17 protein-coding genes and 2 pseudogenes are annotated in these 18,975 nt (G+C 59.0%); 8 read left to right on the top strand and 11 right to left on the bottom strand.

Going from position 1 to position 18,975, the window contains the following annotated elements; translation table 11 throughout:
• Positions 1 to 760: 760 nt before the first annotated feature.
• The 3 genes from ABDJ85_RS01020 to ABDJ85_RS20310 are packed head-to-tail and all read right to left on the bottom strand — an operon-like array spanning position 761 to position 2,734.
• Positions 761 to 1,399 (bottom strand): hypothetical protein, encoded by a 639-nt coding sequence (locus ABDJ85_RS01020; RefSeq protein WP_347702865.1) that lies wholly within the window; start codon positions 1,397 to 1,399, stop codon positions 761 to 763.
• Positions 1,396 to 2,427: a phage exclusion protein Lit family protein gene (locus ABDJ85_RS01015; RefSeq protein ID WP_347702864.1), complete on the bottom strand. Its 1,032-nt coding sequence runs from the start codon at positions 2,425 to 2,427 to the stop codon at positions 1,396 to 1,398. Before ABDJ85_RS01015 ends, ABDJ85_RS01020 begins: the two co-directional genes overlap by 4 nt.
• Positions 2,414 to 2,734, bottom strand: a complete 321-nt coding sequence (locus tag ABDJ85_RS20310; protein ID WP_430765514.1) for a helix-turn-helix domain-containing protein — start codon at positions 2,732 to 2,734, stop codon at positions 2,414 to 2,416. The genes ABDJ85_RS01015 and ABDJ85_RS20310 overlap by 14 nt, the downstream gene beginning before the upstream one ends.
• A 97-nt stretch (positions 2,735 to 2,831) precedes the next feature.
• On the opposite strand from ABDJ85_RS20310, the gene ABDJ85_RS01010 reads away from it, so the two are divergent.
• Positions 2,832 to 3,401: a sce7726 family protein gene (locus ABDJ85_RS01010; RefSeq protein ID WP_347702863.1), complete on the top strand. Its 570-nt coding sequence runs from the start codon at positions 2,832 to 2,834 to the stop codon at positions 3,399 to 3,401.
• A 12-nt stretch (positions 3,402 to 3,413) separates the two neighbouring features.
• On the opposite strand, the gene ABDJ85_RS01005 is transcribed toward ABDJ85_RS01010, so the two are convergent.
• Together ABDJ85_RS01005 and ABDJ85_RS01000 are read right to left on the bottom strand one after the other, a co-directional pair.
• Positions 3,414 to 4,511 (bottom strand): beta family protein, encoded by a 1,098-nt coding sequence (locus ABDJ85_RS01005; protein WP_347702862.1) that lies wholly within the window; start codon positions 4,509 to 4,511, stop codon positions 3,414 to 3,416.
• A gap of 556 nt (positions 4,512 to 5,067) precedes the next feature.
• Entirely contained in the window at positions 5,068 to 5,514 is a 447-nt protein-coding gene (locus ABDJ85_RS01000) for a diguanylate cyclase domain-containing protein (RefSeq protein ID WP_347702861.1), read from the bottom strand.
• Positions 5,515 to 6,079: 565 nt separating this feature from the next.
• Here ABDJ85_RS01000 and ABDJ85_RS00995 point away from each other — a divergent pair.
• From ABDJ85_RS00995 to ABDJ85_RS00970, 7 genes and pseudogenes are all read left to right on the top strand, one after another.
• A complete protein-coding gene (locus ABDJ85_RS00995; protein ID WP_347702860.1) occupies positions 6,080 to 6,598 on the top strand; it encodes a hypothetical protein in 519 nt (172 codons plus the stop codon).
• A gap of 96 nt (positions 6,599 to 6,694) precedes the next feature.
• Complete coding sequence (locus ABDJ85_RS00990; RefSeq protein ID WP_347702859.1) at positions 6,695 to 7,246, top strand: hypothetical protein; 552 nt, start codon at positions 6,695 to 6,697, stop codon at positions 7,244 to 7,246.
• 2 nt (positions 7,247 to 7,248) lie between these two features.
• A complete protein-coding gene (locus ABDJ85_RS00985; RefSeq protein ID WP_347702858.1) occupies positions 7,249 to 8,109 on the top strand; it encodes a hypothetical protein in 861 nt (286 codons plus the stop codon).
• Positions 8,110 to 8,498: 389 nt separating this feature from the next.
• Positions 8,499 to 9,095: pseudogene (gene cysC / locus ABDJ85_RS00980) on the top strand (adenylyl-sulfate kinase); the annotation flags it as partial.
• Between the two features lie 292 nt (positions 9,096 to 9,387).
• Positions 9,388 to 9,903, top strand: a complete 516-nt coding sequence (locus ABDJ85_RS20305) for a DUF3658 domain-containing protein (RefSeq protein WP_430765504.1) — start codon at positions 9,388 to 9,390, stop codon at positions 9,901 to 9,903.
• 185 nt (positions 9,904 to 10,088) lie between these two features.
• Positions 10,089 to 11,171 (top strand): hypothetical protein, encoded by a 1,083-nt coding sequence (locus tag ABDJ85_RS00975; protein WP_347702857.1) that lies wholly within the window; start codon positions 10,089 to 10,091, stop codon positions 11,169 to 11,171.
• Between the two features lie 167 nt (positions 11,172 to 11,338).
• Positions 11,339 to 12,862 carry a hypothetical protein gene (locus ABDJ85_RS00970; protein ID WP_347702856.1) on the top strand — a complete coding sequence of 508 codons (1,524 nt, stop codon included), beginning with the start codon at positions 11,339 to 11,341 and terminating at the stop codon, positions 12,860 to 12,862.
• 85 nt (positions 12,863 to 12,947) lie between these two features.
• Here ABDJ85_RS00970 and ABDJ85_RS00965 read toward each other — a convergent pair.
• From ABDJ85_RS00965 to ABDJ85_RS00940, 6 genes and pseudogenes are all read right to left on the bottom strand, one after another.
• Positions 12,948 to 13,157: pseudogene (locus tag ABDJ85_RS00965) on the bottom strand (integrase core domain-containing protein); the annotation flags it as partial.
• Between the two features lie 12 nt (positions 13,158 to 13,169).
• Positions 13,170 to 13,535, bottom strand: a complete 366-nt coding sequence (locus ABDJ85_RS00960; RefSeq protein ID WP_347702855.1) for a hypothetical protein — start codon at positions 13,533 to 13,535, stop codon at positions 13,170 to 13,172.
• A 28-nt stretch (positions 13,536 to 13,563) separates the two neighbouring features.
• Positions 13,564 to 14,709, bottom strand: a complete 1,146-nt coding sequence (locus ABDJ85_RS00955; protein WP_347702854.1) for a TniQ family protein — start codon at positions 14,707 to 14,709, stop codon at positions 13,564 to 13,566.
• Between the two features lie 11 nt (positions 14,710 to 14,720).
• Entirely contained in the window at positions 14,721 to 16,433 is a 1,713-nt protein-coding gene (locus ABDJ85_RS00950; protein WP_347702853.1) for an AAA family ATPase, read from the bottom strand.
• A 531-nt stretch (positions 16,434 to 16,964) separates the two neighbouring features.
• Entirely contained in the window at positions 16,965 to 17,552 is a 588-nt protein-coding gene (locus ABDJ85_RS00945; RefSeq protein WP_347702852.1) for an HPP family protein, read from the bottom strand.
• A gap of 4 nt (positions 17,553 to 17,556) precedes the next feature.
• Positions 17,557 to 18,924, bottom strand: a complete 1,368-nt coding sequence (locus tag ABDJ85_RS00940; protein ID WP_347702851.1) for a cation:proton antiporter — start codon at positions 18,922 to 18,924, stop codon at positions 17,557 to 17,559.
• Positions 18,925 to 18,975: the final 51 nt, after the last annotated feature.

The raw sequence follows: 18,975 nt of genomic DNA, 5'->3' as shown, positions 1-18,975 counted from the left end.
GAGTGGCTCACAGCCGACTGGGTTGAACGGGCATGTCCAGATTGCTCATGCCCTCGAAGACGGCGCCTGAGTTCTTCTCGATCCCAAGATGCATTGGGGCCTCTTGTGGTTGAGCGGAATGTCTTCCCCAAAAAACAAAGCCCCGGCCATGGGCCGGGGCGCAACGCCGTCGCTGTCAACACGAGCGGCGCCTAAAGCTCAGGGAGGAAAAGCAGGGCTGACGCAGGGCCAGCGGCGCGATCCTACTCTTGGATGGACAAATAGGGCATCGCAAGTATCAATGAGCGTGCTCAATGGATTCCGGGCGGTCACCAACATGGCGTTCGCTGCCATGGCCGCAATTTGCTCGCGGCCGGCACGACCTTGAATCGTAGGGTCAACGTCGTCGAGGATAGAACGAGCCTCAGCGATAAGTCCGCCCAACAGTGCTTAGTGGTTGTCCCGCCTCTCGCGAATCGACGCGCATCGGCGGGCAAACGCTTCACGGTGCAGATGATCCATAGGCGCATTCTTCCGCGTCGCTTGTCTAGCCGGATTGCCGCTGAGTGGTCGGGCCAATTCCGGGTCGCCTGAGGCGAGAGCCGCGTGGACGGCGGACGCGTTTCGCACGAGTCGACGCCGCAAAGCTGCATCTGGCAGCGCCTTAGCCAATGCCTCATTTTGGAAATGCGGCGCACTTCCAATCCATAGGCTTCGTAGCGCCGCGAGCGTCCGGCAGGTCCACGGCACCATGTGCAATACAAGGCGGCAGCGGTGCGGCCTAGGGAATCCAGGCGAATGGTCTGGTGTGCAGGACGCCAGCACTCGCTCCTGCCAACGCCTGGATGCGCCGCTCTAGCGCCTGGCGCGCGGCGACTTCGCTATTGCCCTTGAAGCAGTCTGCGGTGGCCGTGTCGGCGGTGTAGCAGGTTGCGATTGCAGCACTGACCGTGGGGAAGGTCCACCGAGCAACCAAGTAGTCGATGGTCTGTTCCAGGCAAGCGATCTTGGACTGCAAGGCGCTGACTGCGGGGTTGTTCGCGCCGAGTGCACCCAGAGCCCGGATTGCATTCTTGTCACCCGTGTCAACCAGCACGGCATCGAACTGAGCTGCAGCGGCAAACAGCGCCGCTTCGCCGGCATCGATAGCAGGTACGTCAACCAGTGCACTTGCGACGGCCAAATCTTTGCCTTTGGCCTCTTCGCAGACGCCGAGGAAGTCAATGAGCTGTTCAACTGCTTCCGTACTACCGAGGAGTGACGTGGCCTTTGCTTTGTCCTGCAGCTTGAACTTGAAGCGCAGCGTCTTGACGGTATACAGCTTGGCGTTGCCCTGTTTGGTCAAGTGCGTAGTGAAGCGCCTCAAGAGCCCCCATTTCGCCAGCTTCACTGCGACGTCGCAATCGATGTAGAACTTCATTGGCCGGCGAAGTCCATTCCGGTCAGCGTCATGAGATGGTCCTTGCCATCGGTCGACAACGCGTCCTCGTCGATGGCCCGCCTAGCCAATGCATTGATAACCTCGGGCGCAGGGCCCGTCGTCATAAGGAATCGCAGAGCCATGTTGGCCATCTGCCAGTCGTCGGCGAGGCGAGCCCAGCCGAGGATGACCTGACCCGCGTCCAGATGGTGCGCGCGAGCGGCATCCATCGCGGCCACCGCCAGGCTGAGGTCCGTGTAGTTCTTCTTGCCCAGCAGGCTGTTCGCTGCGGCGCGCAGGCTGTCGCCACCCATCACGGTCATCGCGAAGGAATCGGCCGCCATTTCGTCTTCGTCGTGGAATGACCGCTGGTTGTCTACGGGTAGGGTGTCATCCACGAGCACGGCGTTCCCGATGTTCCGCAGATGCCCAAGTAGGACATGCCCGAGTTCGTGACAGATCAAGTACGCCAACTTCGCGGGCGTTTTCTCGTTGCGCACGACGAGGATGACTGGTCGTTCACCGATACGCACGCACATCGCGTCCGGCCGTCTCAGGCTGGTTGGCCAGCCCTGGATATGCACGACGGGAACGCCATGACTCCAAGACCACTGGCACAACGCTTCAAGCGTCACTGCAGGAGCGAGCTCCAGTAGTTCGGAACGCAATTGCGCCGGCGTGATCGCCAGTGGCGGCGGCGCTCCGCGCACAGCGCTGTCAATCAACTGCGCAAGTCCGTTGGCAATGCTGGCCGCGACGGCCAGCTGCGTTGAGCCTTCTGGGTGGACCGTCTTGAAGCGGCGAACCGCGTCACGGAAAACTGGCTTGGGCGGTGCCTGCTGCAAACTTTCCAGCGACACATTGAGCCGTCGAGCCAGGAGCATTTGCAGCTCCAGCATTCCGCCTTCGTCCTCAGCCGCTTCGTCATCCCACCACTCGGGCATCAGCTTGCGGACTTGGGCAGCAGTGACCCCGAGTTCCTTGAAGGACCCCATCAATCGGCGAGCGGACTTGTTATCGGTAGCCATGGGATCTGCGTGGCTTGCCTGCACGATCGATTGCGTGCGCTTCTAGGCCGGCGGCAGCCCTCAGGAGTCTAGCAATCGAGTGCGCATGCTCTCTCGACCCGTCCCATACGCCCAACAGTTCAGCCACCAACTCGTCCTGAAGGGATCCGGCTGCCGGCTGATGCTCTACAGGTATGCCAGAAAATTTGCATAGCGCACGGTGCGTCTTGGTGAGCCTTGTCGGGTGATTCAGGGCGCGGCTGATCGTTGACTGCGGAATTCCTGTCTCTTTAGATAGCCTAGTCTGGCTGTAGCCCTTCTGCTCCATGAAGGTGAGTAGGGCCTTAGCTACAACGTGCACATTCATGCATTTAGTTTAGCAAACTGCATAGAAAGAGATAGACTTCCGAACACGCCGCCTACCCATGCAGTCCGCCAACCACGATCACCAGCTCCGAGCCGTTTTGAAGGCTCACCTTGCGCCGCGCGTTGGTGAGAAGGATCTGTTGGTCGACGAGCTACTTCTCGCATGGGGTGCCGTCCGTGCCGACGTCGCCCTGGTCAACGGGACCCTGGAGGCGTTTGAGATCAAGGCAGGCAAGGACACGCTGAAGCGCCTACCTGCGCAGGTCGAAGCCTATGACGCGATCTTTGAATATGCATGGCTGGTCACGACGGCCGATCACCTTCCGGAGGCGCGCGCCGTGCTGCCGACCTGGTGGGGCATCCTTGTAGCGAAAGAGGGGCCTGCGGGACTCTCATTGGCTCAGGCGCGTACGGCCAAGCCGAACAAGAAGAGGCAAGGCGAACATTTGGTGCGACTGCTTTGGCGGGACGAAGTGCTCAGCAAGCTTGAAGCACTCGGCCTCTTGAAGGGTCTCAAGTCCAAGCCGAAGCTTGTCCTGTACGAAAGTCTGGCCGCCGCGATGCCAATCGGAGAGCTTGGCGTGTACGTGCGCGAGTGCCTGAAGGCTCGGCCTGGCTGGCGCGCCTGACTGTCCGCCCGTTTAGGGCAAGGTGCCACCGGTCAACTGGCGCAGCACAACATGAACGTGGTGGTTTGTACTGTCACGTCTCCAGTGCGTTGCATTTCCGGGGCCCTCCACCGCTCCCACCGCGATGTCGTTGTAATTCTTGTCACCGTGGCTGAACTTCTTGCCGAGGTAGATCGGTAGCCCGACAAGCAACTTGCACAGGTCACGGTACTGCCCAAAGCCCTTGTCCTGCACACTGCCGGCCTTCAGGATGAACCACTGATCGGCTTGCGTGTAACGCAGGTTGGCGGACATCTTCAGCAACCGCGGATCGGCGTCGAACGGATCAATGTGGCTGATGGCGTAGTCCCCGAAGCGGGCCTCGCAGCCCTTGGAATGAATTAGCGGGCTGGCAGTGCGGAACAGCGCCCAGTCGTGCCGAAGAATCTGATGTGTGCCCTTGGGCACGCCGGCGAGGTTCTTTGGAAAGCCGCCGCTCACCAGGAATATGCGACGCCAAGATGCAGCGGCGTTGATGGCCGCGATGACGTCCGCCACCCAAGGCGCTCGCTCTGTCAGATCCCACTGCCCAACATGGCCACAGTCGAACGCCACATCCAACTCGGATGCCGGCACGCCTGTCGCTTTCTGCACGGTCTTCAGCCACTTGGTCACTTCGGCGGGCGAAATCATCGGCGCAGGGACGTCTTCAACGGGAGGCGCCAGCCGATACCGCAAGATGTAGCGGGTCCGGCCCGCGCTTTTGGACGCGGCAACGATGGCTGCTACTCCAGCCGCACTAGCCCGGGACGACAGCACGGGGACCGCCTGTACGCCTGCGCCCCAAAGCTGATTGAAGAGGTAGGCCCACACTGTGCCCGGGCCGGACACTAAGCCATCGTCTGAGGTGAGGTTCTGGTCAAACCCAATCTCCAGGCTTTTGCCCCAATGCGTCACTGTCTTCTTGACAACCGCATCGATGTGGTCATCCCAGCTCTTGCTGTACTCGTCCGTCTCCCAGTTGACCGGGCGATCCTGAAGTTCCGCCACCGGCAGCAGTTGCGACTTCTGCATTGCAGACAACGGCTTGATCGCCGTCTGTTCCCCAAGTTTCCACTTGAGCACGGGCATGTACAAGACGGATTCCAACGCTCCCACGGCGCCCTCCCAGGCATTGCTTCTCTTGAGCAGATCACCTCATTTGGCCCGCTAGGTATGGATTCGAGAAAGTGGGGGTAGCCCCGATCTGTTGCGGCTTGCCGACGCGCGATGCGGTCTCTGGACCGCGCTGAAGTCAATTGCTGCCGTTCGCTCGATTTCTTACCGGCCGTCTGGCTATGCAAAACGACTCGAGCTCGGTCTTGAATGCTTGAAGCCGAATGGACAAGTCGAGCACCCTCGCTTGCGTCAATGCCACCAAGTCCGCGCCTGGGTGAGCGTCGACGCCGGCACTGTTCTGTCCGGCCTCCGCCAGGATGCGGACCAAGTGGTCGTCACGTAGCTGCTGAACCGAGATTGCCGCGCCCAGCAGCTGTGGTGCGGCGGGGGCCAGATCAACCGGCGCAATCCGACTCTTGGCCGATATGGCTCCAGAATCAGCCGGCGGCATTGGCGGCCAGCCTCTACGGCCGGCTGATTCTGAGTTCCGAGGTGACTTCAAAGCGAGCAAGTGTCCGCGCCAGGCGTACTAAACGCCTCGGACCGCGTTTTTGCCCGCGCGCTTCGCTGCATACATCGCCGCGTCGGCAAGCCTCATCAATTCGTCAGGGTCTTGGCTGTCTTTCGGACAGAAGGCTACGCCGTTGCTGGCTGACACGGTACCCGTCTGGTCAGGCCCCACCTCGACAGGCTCTTCCACCTTGCGCAGCACGCGCTCCAAGATGCGCTTGCACTCTGACTCGCCATGCAACTGGGTGAGCACGAGCACGAACTCGTCACCGCCCAGCCGCGCCACTGTGTCGTGGCCGCGCATGCACTGCTGGAGCCGCAGTTCGACGACTTGAAGCAAGCGGTCGCCAGCGGCATGTCCGAAGCGGTCGTTGACGGCCTTGAAGCCCGCCTCATTAGGGGTTCCAACGCCGACTGGGTGAGGGGCATCGCTTGCCAGTCTATGTACGTGGAGCACCTCAATCATCGCTGCCTATGCTGGTTAACGACCTTGAGTCTGTCAACCGTGGTGGCGTCGCAAGCGAAGGTTCAGTTGCCTCCGCCTCAAGAGAGTAGCGCCGCCGCGATTGCAGAGGCGGTCCATTGCGCCCGCAAAGGTTGCGGGAACTCCGCATGCCCCCATTCCATGCGACGGTACAACTACTGATTCCTGCGCACTAAAGCTGATGCTAGCGTGTTTTGTCCTAGCGGCACGACCTAGCGGAAGTAGTTGCTACGAATCCTCTTCCTGATGATCTGCCTCATCAGGGTTCGACGGAGCATGAAAGCTAGAAGCGACACCAGAAGTGCGGCCCCATGAGTTCGCAAGTTGTTTTGGGGTTTACTCACCTTATGTATTTGGTTCCAAATATCAAGCCGACCTTGCTATCGCCAACCAATAGTAAGGCCACCAAGAAATCAAATTATTGGCATCCGCAATATCTGAATGGGCGCAGATTTCTTGCATTCAGACGACGCCTATGAATTGTATTGCAGTCGCCAGCAGTTGGACGATGTGCTGTCAATCTTAAGCAAATACTTGGGAGTTATAGATGCAAAAAAGAATGATTCTTTCGATCTTCGCCCTCTGGTTTGCAGGCGGCGCGCATGCGGAAAACCCACCTGCCGAAGTGGAGGAGCCTGCTAAGCCAGCTGAAATTATGGGCACAGCAGAAAATTGTGCGCAACGTCGAGAACTGGCAGAGCCCTCCGTGCCCACCAACGGAGATGCTGCCAATGGCGATGCAGAGATTGTAGTTGATCGGGGTTATACCGTCAGTATTAGTGGGGTAGGAATTAAGAGGGACTTCCTTCTAAAGCGCCCCTATTCTTCGGCGTTCGTCAGCGGAAGACTCATTCGGGCGGCATACAGTTGCCCGACGCCTGAAAAGCGACTTGCTGATTGCCTTAGGGGTGCTGATGCACTTGCTGTTGCGGGCGAACAAACCTGTTGGAGACTATTTTATACCAACGCCGCCTTGCGGACGTTTTGCCTAGCACAAGTGGCGGTAAATCGATATTTTGACGGAGAGGCTTGTCAAGCTGAATATGATGAGGCCACCGGAAACTGAAGAAGCAATCTCGCACTGCCTGCCCCCAAATTGATCAATGCTGGCTCAACCGATGTCAGTGTCAATGCTGATGGGCGCCTAAAAAGGAGGTATATCTTGAACAACGATGAAAACCGTGATTCGGGACGAATTCGTCGCCGCTCGATAGTTCTTTCGCCAATCATCTTTCTGGCGGGAGGTGGTGTTGCCGCCGCGCCTGGGGCAGTAGGTAAAGATCCAGCCTGGAAGCAATACAACTATCGCTTCAGATTTGCGCGCCGGGGCCATTTTGTCTCATTCTGGTTTCGTGCTGCAGAGCGTGAGAGACGGGGAGTGAAGCTCCCCGTTCAAATAATTATCTCTGCAGCCAACCCAAAGTTAGTTAAGCCTGGAGAAGCGAACAATAATCTGGTAGCAACTGTCGTTAGGAACCTTGAGGTGACGCCTCGGGGCGACTACAGCAAGCGCGGCCGCCTGCGCTTAGATGAAAGTGTTTTGGCTGGTCCGACCAAGCTTCAATTTACCTTGCTTATTGGCCTCAATAAACTAGCTACGCAAACCTGGGAATCCAAGACTTTCGATCTGCAAAAAATTAGGAGTAGAAACCTAAAGCGGAATAAGAAATCGAGGGCGGTCGCGATGAAAGACGCGGAAACCATGGGAGCTTGACTATGCAAATTACAATTATTACTGGCAGCCTCGAGCCATTTTCATACTCAATGGAGGAATCAATTTCCCTAAGGCTTACCACGCATCTCAAGAAGAAGAATGCGTGGATTTTGCGTGATTCGCAGGGCGTTGAAGTCGGGAAAATTCTTGGCGCTACGCCACTCTTACAACCTATTCGCGCGCATTCAAACGGCAGTGCCCTTGCCCTTCAGCTACTCAAGCTGGTGGTGCGTGTCAAGAGCAAAAAAATTCCAGAGGCGCAGTCGACGTTCCAGCTTTTCACCCCAAGCAACTCAAAATATGGGTCACTGGTAATAGGCCCCTCTTTGGCTGCTTTTGGTATGAGGCAAATCATACCTGCCATGATCAAGTCCGATAGCCTTAACGCTATCGACCCATCGATTGAAGTGGGTTTGAACAATTTCATTGCGCGACTTGCAATGAAGCATTGGAAGAAGGAGCCTATTAGCTACACCACTCACAGGTTCTATCTCTCGTTCGCCGGCAGAGTCGAACGAGCTGATGAAATAGTGAAAGCCGGGGGTCGAGTAGCCGAACTCGACTTGTTGCCATTTAAAGTGGGATTTAGGGCCGGTGTGGTTCCTATGCAAGCTGCGGTATCAGGCCTTCAGGAGTGGCATGGTGCAGGCCGGACGATTGCTAGGCGAACTCGAAGAGCGAGGGCGGGAGGAAACATGGTCAAGACTGCCTTCGATCCAAGCAATCTCGTCAATACGTTTGCAGGCGACTGTGGCGATTCGGACTCTAGTAGTTCATCGAGTAGCTCCAGTAGTTCATCGAGTAGCTCCAGTAGCTCCTCTAGTAGCTCCAGTAGCTCCAGCAGCGGGTCATCATATTATTAGACACGCAGCAAATGAGGACTATCGATCTTTGTATAGCCCTTCAGGTATTAAATCTCGTGATCTACTTCGGGGGTTTGAACTTCGCCTCTGTCAGAATTCCCCATTGGGTCCGCTGAAGTCGGAAGGGCTCGGTAAGCAGTAAATCGGCTTGGCACTACGGGATTGGTGGGCGACCATCGCAGTTGGTCGCCTCAATGCAAGCCATTTGGCTTCATATGACTTCCATACGATCGAGGCGCCCAAGACATATTTTTATCATGTGCTGACTGCCACACAATCGGGCGCAAAGGCGATTTTCTCATGAACGATCAGATCGAGCTTCAGCTGGAGAAGGTTCGATGAGTTCCTCCGAGATTTCCCGTATTCTTAACACCATCTCCGCCGATTCCCGAGCCCACCTTCGGCAAATTCACTGCCAACATTTGGATGTAGATAAGGCTGCTCGCGCCGCGCTCAAAGTCCAACGGCCAGTCGTGCTTTGGTTCACTGGCCTTTCGGGGGCAGGCAAAAGTACGATCGCCAATTTGGTGGAGAAGAAGTTGTTCGCCATGGGGCGTCATAGCTACCTGTTGGACGGAGACAATGTGCGCCAAGGGCTCAACAGCGACCTTGGCTTTACCGTCGTCGATCGGGTGGAGAACATTCGCCGTGTCGGGGAAGTGGCAAAACTGATGGTGGATGCCGGTTTAATTGTGCTAACGGCGCTAATCAGCCCCTTGAGGGCTGAACGCGCAATGGCGCGCGCACTGGTGGATCAGGACGAGTTCATTGAAATCCATGTGGACACGCCGTTGGCGGTAGCCGAAGCGCGGGACGTAAAAGGGCTGTATGCCATGGCGCGCCGGGGCGAGCTGAGGAACTTCACTGGCATTGACTCGCCCTACGAAGCGCCCACCGCACCTGAGCTTCGGCTCGATACCTTAGCCTTGAGCGCCGAGCAGGCTGCCGAAGCTGTGCTTGCCCATCTGCAGGTGCGCGAGCAAGCTAGGCAGACCATGGTTAACCAGCGTGCTGTGGCCGGGAAGCCCGTTGGCCCAGCATCCGCTGGTGATCTCCATCTTGGAGGGGTGGTTCAGGCCCGATAGCTTGCGCTAGAGCTCGGAACGCTGCGGTTGCATTCGCCACGACGGCAACGTCCCACGATTCCAGCGCCATGAGATGCTTGCCCAAGACATCTGGCCGGCATGACAACGATGCACCTGTTGCATGCAGCATCCGGATATGGAGATGTGAAGAGGGCACTGTCAAATATATGCACGGTTAGCCCTCTATGTCATCATGCAGTCCGACAAGGAAGTAGCTATGAGTCCCGCTCAACATGACGATTTGCAGGCTTTGCTGGCACATGCGAGTGCAGCAATGCGAGCGGCCGCAATCGAAGTCGAATCCATGCCCGACGGCGAGGCGCGAGATCGCTACCTTCGACAATTTGCCAGCTTGCTTGCAAATGCCACGGAGATTGATCGCGAGGAAGCATTCAAGATATGCCCAGCTTTGCGGTCGTCAGTAGCTGAATCAGAGGGCCCTGCTGAATCTGTCTCTGAGCACTTTACCGAGTCTCTCGCAGCGGCAGATATCGAGACAATTGATGCTGCGATAGTTTCCAACTGTTCGCACTCGAAAGAATTGGCCGCGAGGGCAATTGGTATGGCACTCACCGCGCTTCCGCCGGAATTGCGGGACTTACCACTAGACTTTTTTCAAGGCAGAATTCCCATACTAGTAAGGGCGGGGCGACTCCGTGCAGAGGGAAACCTCGGGCAAATGCGGAGTTGCAACATATGGCTTCCTTGATTAGAAGTGTGGGCGTTATTGGGTTACCCTTCTTATTGCTACCGATGGGCGATGGGTACTAGATATGCGAATCGCAAAAGGTGAAGATTGGCGTACGCCCTAACGATAGGTAGAAGCGGGCATGGCTGCTTAATACCTCGTCGTCCTCGACTGGTCGTTGGACGAGACTTGTTACCACTTGAAATATGCACTCCCAAGAGTCTGCCGTCATTGCTTCGCTGTCTGCGGCATTCGTAGATTTTCTCTGCCACCTCTTGGATGATCAGGGCTATGGCACTCAAGAATGGTCGGATCAGGTAACAGAAAAGACGCGTTCAAACAGATTCTCAAAGATTAGTCGCGCGGCAAGAATTGAGAGAATTTTGTTGTCTGAGCAAGGTCAGCATGCGATTCGCCGGGTTGCGAGCTGGAATGAGGCGCTGACAACTGGAAATTTGGACAAGCTAACTGAGTTTCATGACAAGTTCAGATTCATTTGCGTTGTTGGTATCCCTAGAACGGGTGGTTCGTACCTCACTTCAGAGCTCTATCAAGCGCTAGGCTACAATCCAGAAGCGGTCCCTGCGGTTGTGGCGCACGATGGCTTCCCAGACGCAAGGCCATTCAAAATCGGCCCTGGTAACACCTGGATTGAAATATTGAGTGCGCTCGCTCAATATTTGACAACCGTGGAAATGTACTTCGACACTAGGAATGCTCGGCCGAAATCAGGGCGAGTCGTCGTTCCGAAAAAGTTGACGAAAGCAGTCTACGCCGGCGCCCTATTTAGGAGTGTTTTTGGGGCTGACGCGCACTACTTTTTAACAGTCCGAAATCCTGTATCAGCCTGTCTGTCTACCATCGACAAGTCCGGTGGAATGCCAGCTGGGGAGAAGTTTGAGGCGAGATCAAACATTGAGCGATGGGCGGAGCGAGACGTGTCATGGCTCATTAAGGACGCTTCAGAATGCAGAATCATGGATTACTTCCATGTCTATGTAAAATATTGGGAGCTCTATCACTATAGAATGGCGCTATGCGGAATTCTCCAGCCTGGGAATTTTACGGTAGTTCCCTATGAGAAGTATTCGATGATACAAGTTGCTGATCAGTGGCGAAATGCGTTTGGATCCGAGTCGGCTGCTGGCGATTTCTATATCGGCAAACCTGGTATCGAGAAGCGGTCAGATTGGTCTGAAATGAGCAACGCAGCTATACATAGAGTGGCGTCGGTTTGGGAATCTGTCGGACTAAATTTTCCGGTCGAGGCTCTATTGAAAGGCTACTGACGCAAAGTTGTTATTGACATTTCATGGCGCTTCACGTGCAGGCCGTCATCCCCCACGGGCAGAGTGAAACTTCTACAAAGGTTGTAGTGCCATCAGGACTGCCGGAGTCTCTCTTCGTTAGATTCCCTGTTCGACGCCTAGCGCAGCCAAAGGTGCTGTGGTCGAACATGGCTGATGATCCGGCTGAATTTGCTTATTGCGAACCTGTCGCGCGGGAAATTGGTCACCTGAAGCACGACGGTGATGCCCTGGCTCTCGCGGATCGATATGGCGGTCGTGGCGTAGGGAGAAATGGTGGCTCAGGACGCTGCGGAGTAGTCGGCGATATCCAAATTAAAGGTTTGGGAAGAACGCCTCTCGCAGCCATGTCGGCACCTTTTTGGCACAGTTTCGGTGGAAGCTCACTGCAAGACTGTTTGCGGGAAGTCTATTTCACCCGTTTCGCTGAAGCCGCGCTTCCTCATGGCGTCACCAAAGTCTTCGCCGCGATTGCGACCGAGACTTTCATACCGGCGTACCCGGGCTCAGCTGGTTCGGCTGAAATCGTACCCAGGTGTATTTTACTTCGCGAGTTTGATATTCGATTCGCACACCTGATGCCTGCGCGACACTTCCTTTCGCCAGACCTCGCAGAAGGTGATGCATTGCGAACGATATCGATGAGGGAATGGGCACGCGAACATCTACAGTTGTCGCGCAATGAATGGCCCCTCATTACAACTGCCTCTACGCGCGCGCTTGACGCTCTACTCAAGAAGCAGGCGGAGCAAATTGCAAGAGCTATCTCGAAGAGATTCGTACACGGAGGCGTCGGCCCATCAAATGTGTGCCTGTCCGGACGGTGGCTGGATTTCTCCGCTTCCCACATATTGCCTCACTACGGAATAGTGACGGGGAGGCGTGGCCCCCACTATTTAGTGGAGCAGGCAACGCACTTGGCAAGAATGCTATCACGCTGTATAGCAAGAAGCTTTCCAACGTCAATAGCACCGCACTTTGGGGCCAACTATTACTATCTGAGCTTCATGCAATGGTTCTGGGTTGCATTTGGCGAAGCCCTCTTGCGTCTTTCCGGGCTACCAATTGTTGACCGATGTGCGATCAGAGACGAGCTGGAGGCATTGCTCGTTCAAATGTTCCCGGGCACCGACTTGGTGCGAAATGCTGGTCTTGCCGATGAATACCCAGAATCTGAAGTTCCTTTGCAAGAAGCAGGGTGTCGAATAGATTTAATTTTGCTTCTCGCATCACTCACTCGAGACGCGGAAAAAATGGATCGATGGCTCAGGTCATTCCTGCCGAACGAGTTAACTAGAAGTTCTTTCGTTAGGGCGTATTGTGCCTATTTTAATCTTTGCGTGGCAAGAACCTCTCATGGGACCGAGGATGACTTGGGACAGGCTTTGCCGCTAAAATGCATGCACAACGTTGGATTTGACATTGAGTGGGCTGCCAGATTGTTATTCCCGAATGATCACAAGGCGAATAGTGAAGTTTCAGGATACATGGAGAGCTTCGGTACAGCCATGACCGTGTTGGCAAAGCGTGATTCAGCATGCAAGGAAAGCAGAGATTTTTATCTAAATTCTGGCGCCGTTCATGTAAGATTCGATTCTGGGAAATTGGTTGTTAATAATGTGCCAATTAGTTTCGAGTCCTTTGGGGGTGAGGTTTCGAGCCTGGTGCAGTAGCTTTGGTTAACTAGTACTTCGCTGACTGAGCTGCCCGCAACACCCGTGCCAGCCGATTCGAGAAATTCCGCCGGGTTGAAGGAGATTACTCCTGGGTCTGCTGTGGCGCCGCGACGGCGCCGCCGGTTGTCTTGCGATGCAGTGCGGCGAACTTGGCTGGTGGCGTCCGCCCGCAGCTACTGTGCGGCCTCACCTCGCTGTAGTCGGTTCGCCAGCGCGCAATTTCGATGCGAGCCTGCGCCAGGCTCTGGAACCAGTGCTCGTCGCGGACCTTGCCGTTGAAGCTCGCGATGTAGGTGAGCGTGCTTCATGATGACCTTTGGCGGGCCCTGGGTTGCAGTGGGTGATCCTCGGGCACTTCGAGCTCAGTACCACCTTCGAAGTCCGCAAGGACGTCATGGGGCAAGGGTGCGTTGAAGGTCTCCGGAATGACCAGCTTGCCCTTGAGAAGACCCACTTGGCGCTTTGTGATGACCGTGGCGAGTGCTGGATCGAAAACGCCTCGGCCTAGGCGGAAGTCCTCTTCCATCAGGCGTTCGAAATCCGGGCTTCCGAATTCGCGTCCAACCGATGCCATCTGATCCCACAGGCGCAATTCCTCGTCGAAGCGGCGCCGACGGTGCCAGAGCGCATGCTCATTGATGATCGACTTCCTCCTTCTCTGAGACGGCATGCTTTGGTCCTGCGATGTAGACGAAGCGTCAGCAATTCAACTGAGCACTGGATGGGGTCCTGGCCTCGGCCCGATATCTCCGCCGAATAGCTGCCGCACGCAAGGGTTCTGCGACCGCCAGGTGCCGTGCATCGATGTTCAGGCGCCGAGCAACCTGTGAGACCGGCAGGGCGACGGTGGCTTGCAACTCCATGTCCAGCGCACCCTGCGCGGACTGCCAGTCAATCCGTGGCTTCGTGCGTGCCGGCCACGTGATGGCGGACCACCCCGGCCTCGCCACCAGGTAGTCCAGGTCACGCCCTGATCGCTCGAACAGCAGGTCAGGCAGCGGCACTCGAAGCGCCGTCGCCAATCTCAGCATGAAGTCCAGGCTGGGCTGGCTGTGGCCCCGCATCAGACTGCTGACGGTGCTCTTCACGACACCCAGGCGCCGAGTCAGCTCCGTGGGCGACACGGGGTGTCCGCGGCGATGCAGCTCAGCAATCAGGCGTGCGAACGACAGGGGCTTGCGGCCCAGCGCCGCTGGCGTTGCAAAGCAAATCAACTCTCCAAGCTGGTCCTGGATGGCCCGCTCACCGCTCGACATCCGCTGCCCGTCAACACCGCCGGCATACGCACCAGCAGGTATCTGCAGCAGATAGACACCACAAGAGTCGCACCGGGTCACGCTGTCGGCCTGGACCCGGCTGCACGACTTCATTCGACCGCATGCAGGACAGCGATCGCAGAGCAGGCTGCCGTGGCGTGGGCAATAGGCACCGAGGAGAAAGGCCCATCGCAGCGGTTCATGCAATGGCATCCCCGACGCTTCCATGTACCTAAAGCACCCCGCACACCAAGCCCGTTGCCTCCTCAGCAGGTACTGCCCCGAGAAACGACCCGCCAGCCACCCCAGCCCAAGGAGCGCCACCTCGGGCTGCCGGGTCAAGGTGGCCAGGCGCTGCATGTACATCGACGCTTCCGCCGTCGGCGCATCGAGCCGCGGCGGCTGTCCGCGCAGATCCTTGTAGATCTCAGCCCCATGCCCGTTGATGAACTTGTGAAGCGTCAACGGCGCGACGCCGTGGGAGTTCGCCAGGCGCCACGCATAGCTCTGCGCGGATTCGGCATCCGCCGTCCCAACCCCGATGGGCCGCAGAGGCCAAAGCATCGATCGACCCAGGTCTGCGCTCATGCTGCCCCGCATCAGTGCCGTTGGATCTGGCGCGCCCACTCCGTCACCGCAGCCTCGGTGGCCGCTCGGACCTGCCTGGCGCTTTGCAGATGATCCAAGGGAAGCCTCAACTCACTCGGTTCGGGCAGGGCCTCGCGTTCCACCCCCCAGCGGTTCGCGACGTCGGCAATGACGTTCTGGGCGATCACTTCAAGGTGCTCCCGCCCAGGCTGCCGCAGCATCAGCACCCTGAAACGAGTCAGCAGCGTCGGCGCAATGTCCCGCAGGCTGTTGGCAGTGGCTAGCCACAGCACGCCGGAGTAGTCGCATTCCGTTTTGAGGAACACATCGGTGTGCCGTGAGGCGGTTTCTGGCTCCAGGAGCCCGAGCAAATAGGCCTGCAGGCCCAGGCCTTGCCGAAGGTTGTCCTGAGCCTTGTCGAGTTCGTCCAAGAGGACGAGTGCCGATGCCGTCCGCTGCGTGGCCATCAAGGTGGCCAAGTCACCCGGCTTGCTGGACCCCCAGCCTCGGCTGGTGCCGCCGAGCATCTTGGTGTCCGAGCTTCCGGCCAGGCAGAGGTCCAGGCGGGGCAGCTTCAGCTGCTCCGCGATCCGCCGCGCCAATCGTGACTTGCCACTGCCAGCGGCACCGACCAACAAGGTCGGCGGCATGGAAAGCGTCAGGGCGCCCATGGCCGATCGACCCAGCAAGTCGTCGAAGACGATGTCCAGGACGTCCTGAGCCCAAGGGAATTCCTGGCAGAGCCGATATCGCGCGTCGTCGAGCGCCAGGCGTTGCGGCATCAACGCGAGCGGCAAGGGGTGTTCCAGGATGCGGTGCCGCTCGACTTCCTCCTTGTCGAATCGGTCGGAGCTGGGCGCGATGGGCCGGCGGCAGACGACCCGGGAAGGCCCCTGCACCGGAGACGCGCTCAGCGCCAACTCCTGCGCGACCTCCGTCCTTGGCGACCTGATGGACAGGTACACCGCCGCCTGGGCGCGTTGGTGCCAGTCTTCGTCCCCCAGCAGGCGCGCATCAGGCTGCCGTAGCTTGAGGCTCGTGGCCGCGTCTCGCAGCGCGTCCCACAGCGGTTGGCCAACCGTTCGGAAATCCTCTTGCCGGGGCTTGGGGATAGCGAACTCACCCAAGACAGTTCGGGTCATGTTGGCGTAGAGGTAGCGGATGGCAAACAGGGCAGCGTTGAGGTCCTCCATCGACCAGCCGATGAAAGGGCGACGAGCGCAGACCTCCCGGACAGCCCGGAAACACAGCGCTTGGATCTGCCGATCGACCATTGCGTTGAACTCGGCCGCCGACGTGCCTCCCGCCAGACCCGGCGGGCCGTGACGCGGCACGACGACATCGATCCCGGTCTGTGCATGCAGTGCTTCTAGACCGAACATCACCAGATCCAGCCGGTCCTTGGGTCGGGCGTCGAGGCTGGCAGCGAACTCAAGGAGGGTCAGCTTGGCCTCGGTGGGCCAGGCCAGGGCATCGCCGCACCGCGGCAGCATCCCAGCCGCAGCGCGCAGGTGCTTGGCACGGCGCTTGTCGTCCAGGCGGGCTGATAGAGCTGCCCTGAATTCGGAGCAGAACGGCGCCAGCGATTCAGGTGGCTGGGCATGCGTGGCCAGCATTTCCAAGAGGAGTGCATTCGGACTGTTCTCAGAAAGCGCGGAGAGCCCGCAGCGATGTCGCAGGGCAGCCAGTTGCTGCATCACCCGCTCGCGCTGGGTGGCGCGCAACCGCTGCGGCGGGGCCGGTGAGGCGGCCCTGTCGGTTGAAGGGGGAGGTAAAGGTTTCACGGCGAGCTGCCCAGTCCATTGGTCGACACTGGCCGCGAGGGATGTACACCTGCTTGGTGGTCGCGGTCGGAAAGTCAGGATAGGAATGCCGGCGCACGAGCGTCAACGCAGAAGCGCGCCGCGCGAAGTCGCCAGAATTCGGGGGCTCAGGCGGCGCTGCGCGCGACAGTTTTTGGGAGACTTTGGGCCAAGCTTTGGCTGCTCAATGGGAAGGGCTCTCGCAAGCCCTTGAGCGGACACAAGAACTCTCGGCCAGCGTTGAGTGGAACGAACGACTCTCGGCCAAGGTTTGTGAACGGGCCGGACAGCGAGCACGAAGCCTTCCCGGGAGCGACAACGTTGTGGGCGTTGCGCCGGCGCTGAATCTGGCCAGACTTCAGTTCACACGCTCGGCCAGACTTTGGGTCAAGTCACACAATGACAAACGCCATCCTTGCGGATGGCGTTTTGCTTGGTGCCCCGGCTGTTGATTCAGCGCCAATACAGCGGATAGCGCCGCTTGCAGCCCCGGTGGTAGACGATGGCCACCAGCACCATGGCCGCCGCGCCGAAGAGGGTGGGGAAGAGCACGAAGTCCCAGTGCGGCGCGGTGAGGAAGGCGATCACGGGGTTGGAGCCGGCGGGCGGGTGGACGGTGCGGGTCAGCATCATCAGCGCCAGCGAGAGCGCGGCGGCCAGTGCCAGCGACCACCACACCGGGCCCCACAGCTGCAGCGCCGCCAGGCCCATGGCCGAGCAGATCACGTGGCCGCCGATCACGCTGCGAGGCTGCGAGAAGTGGATCTCGGGGAAGGTGAACACCATCACCGCGCTGGAGCCGAAGGAGCCCAGCAACAGCAGCACGTGCAGCTTGAACGAGAAGATGGCCAGCACGCCGATCACGACAAACACCCCGGCGCAGGCCACCAGGCCCTGGGCGAGGGTGTGCTGCGGTGCCCGTGCCGGGCTGGGCGTCGCGATAACCGGACCTGATACCGGGCCTGACACCGGGGCTTGGCTGAGTTCGGTCATGCGACGCCCCGGCCGCAGCGGCGCGGCCAGGGGTTTGAGGGACTCCACGCGCTCAGGCGGCGCTGGCGGTGGTGGACGCCTGGATGCTGCCCAGCTCGCCCGAGGCGCGCGCCTTGCGGCCGTAGACCAGCTCGAATACCGGGGTGGCCATCATGGTGGTGACCACGGCCATCAGCACCAGCATCGAGAACAAGGCCGGGCCGATGATGCCCTTTTGCAGGCCGATGTTGATGATGATGAGCTCCATCAGGCCGCGCGAGTTCATCAGCGCGCCGATGCCCAGGGCGGTGCGGTTGTCCTCGCCGGCCAGGCGGGCCGCCAGGTAGCAGGCGCCGAACTTGGCCATCACCGAGGCAGCCAGGATGCCGATGGCGATCAGGAAGAGCTGCATGGAGTTCAGCATGTCCATGCGCGTGTTCAGGCCCGAGTAGGTGAAGAACATTGGGAGCAGCAGCACCACGGCCAGCGGCTCGACCTTCTTCTTCAGCTCCGCAGCGAAGAGGCCGCGCGGCATCACGGCCCCGAGGATGAAGCCGCCGAAGATGGAGTGGATGCCCACGGCGTCCATCACGAAGGCCGACAGGCAGAACAGCGCCATCGTGATGCCCAGCACCGTGGTGCTCATATGGCCCTCGCGCTCGACGATGCGGCCCAGCGGCGCCAGCAGCTTGCGGCCGAAGAGGATGATGAAGGTGGCATAGAGCACGCCGCCACCAATGGCCAGCACCGCCACGCCCGGGCCCGCGCCAAAGGCGGCCAGCACCAGGGCCAGCACGCACCAGGAGCAGGCGTCGTCAAACGCGCCGGCCGTCAGCGACAGGGTGCCCAGCGAGGTGTTGGCCAGGCCGCGCTCATTGATGATGCGGGCCAGCATGGGGAAGGCCGTCAGCGCAATGCAGGCGCCCATGAAGAGCGTGGCGTTGGCGGTGGAGATGCCTTCGGCGAACAGCCCCGGCACGGTCAGCAGCAGCGGCGTGATCAGGAAGGCGATGAAGAAGGGCGCAGCAATGCCCGCCATCGACACGCCAATCGCGCTGCGGGCCTTGGACTGGAAGTGGTCCAGCTGCAAGGTGGTGCCAACCAGGAACATATAGAGCCCCACGCCCAGCTGTGAGCCGGCGTAGAGCACGTTCTTCATCTCCTTGGGGAAGATGGCGGCCTGCAGATCGGGCATGAGGAGCCCGAACAGCGACGGGCCGAGCAGAACGCCGGCAATCATTTCGCCCACCACTTGGGGTTGGGCGAGGAATTTGCGGCCGGCCCAGCCCACGATGCGGCAGGCCAGCAGGATGAGCGCCAGTTGCAGGAAGAAGTGGACGCTGAAGTCCGCCGGTGAATAGCTGGCGGCCTGGGCCGGCACGGCGGGGCCGTGTTTGGCGAACACGTCGCCCAACAGCTCCAGCAGGTTGAAGTTTTCCATGGTGATGCAGGGGTCTTGATGTTGTAGGGCGTGGACGCCGCTCGGAAGGGC

The sequence above is a fragment of the Roseateles paludis genome, from assembly GCF_039872745.1.
Classification (GTDB): domain Bacteria; phylum Pseudomonadota; class Gammaproteobacteria; order Burkholderiales; family Burkholderiaceae_C; genus Pelomonas; species Pelomonas paludis.
Note: the sequence above shows the minus strand (reverse complement) of the source record. Positions and strands in the feature narration are given on the sequence as shown.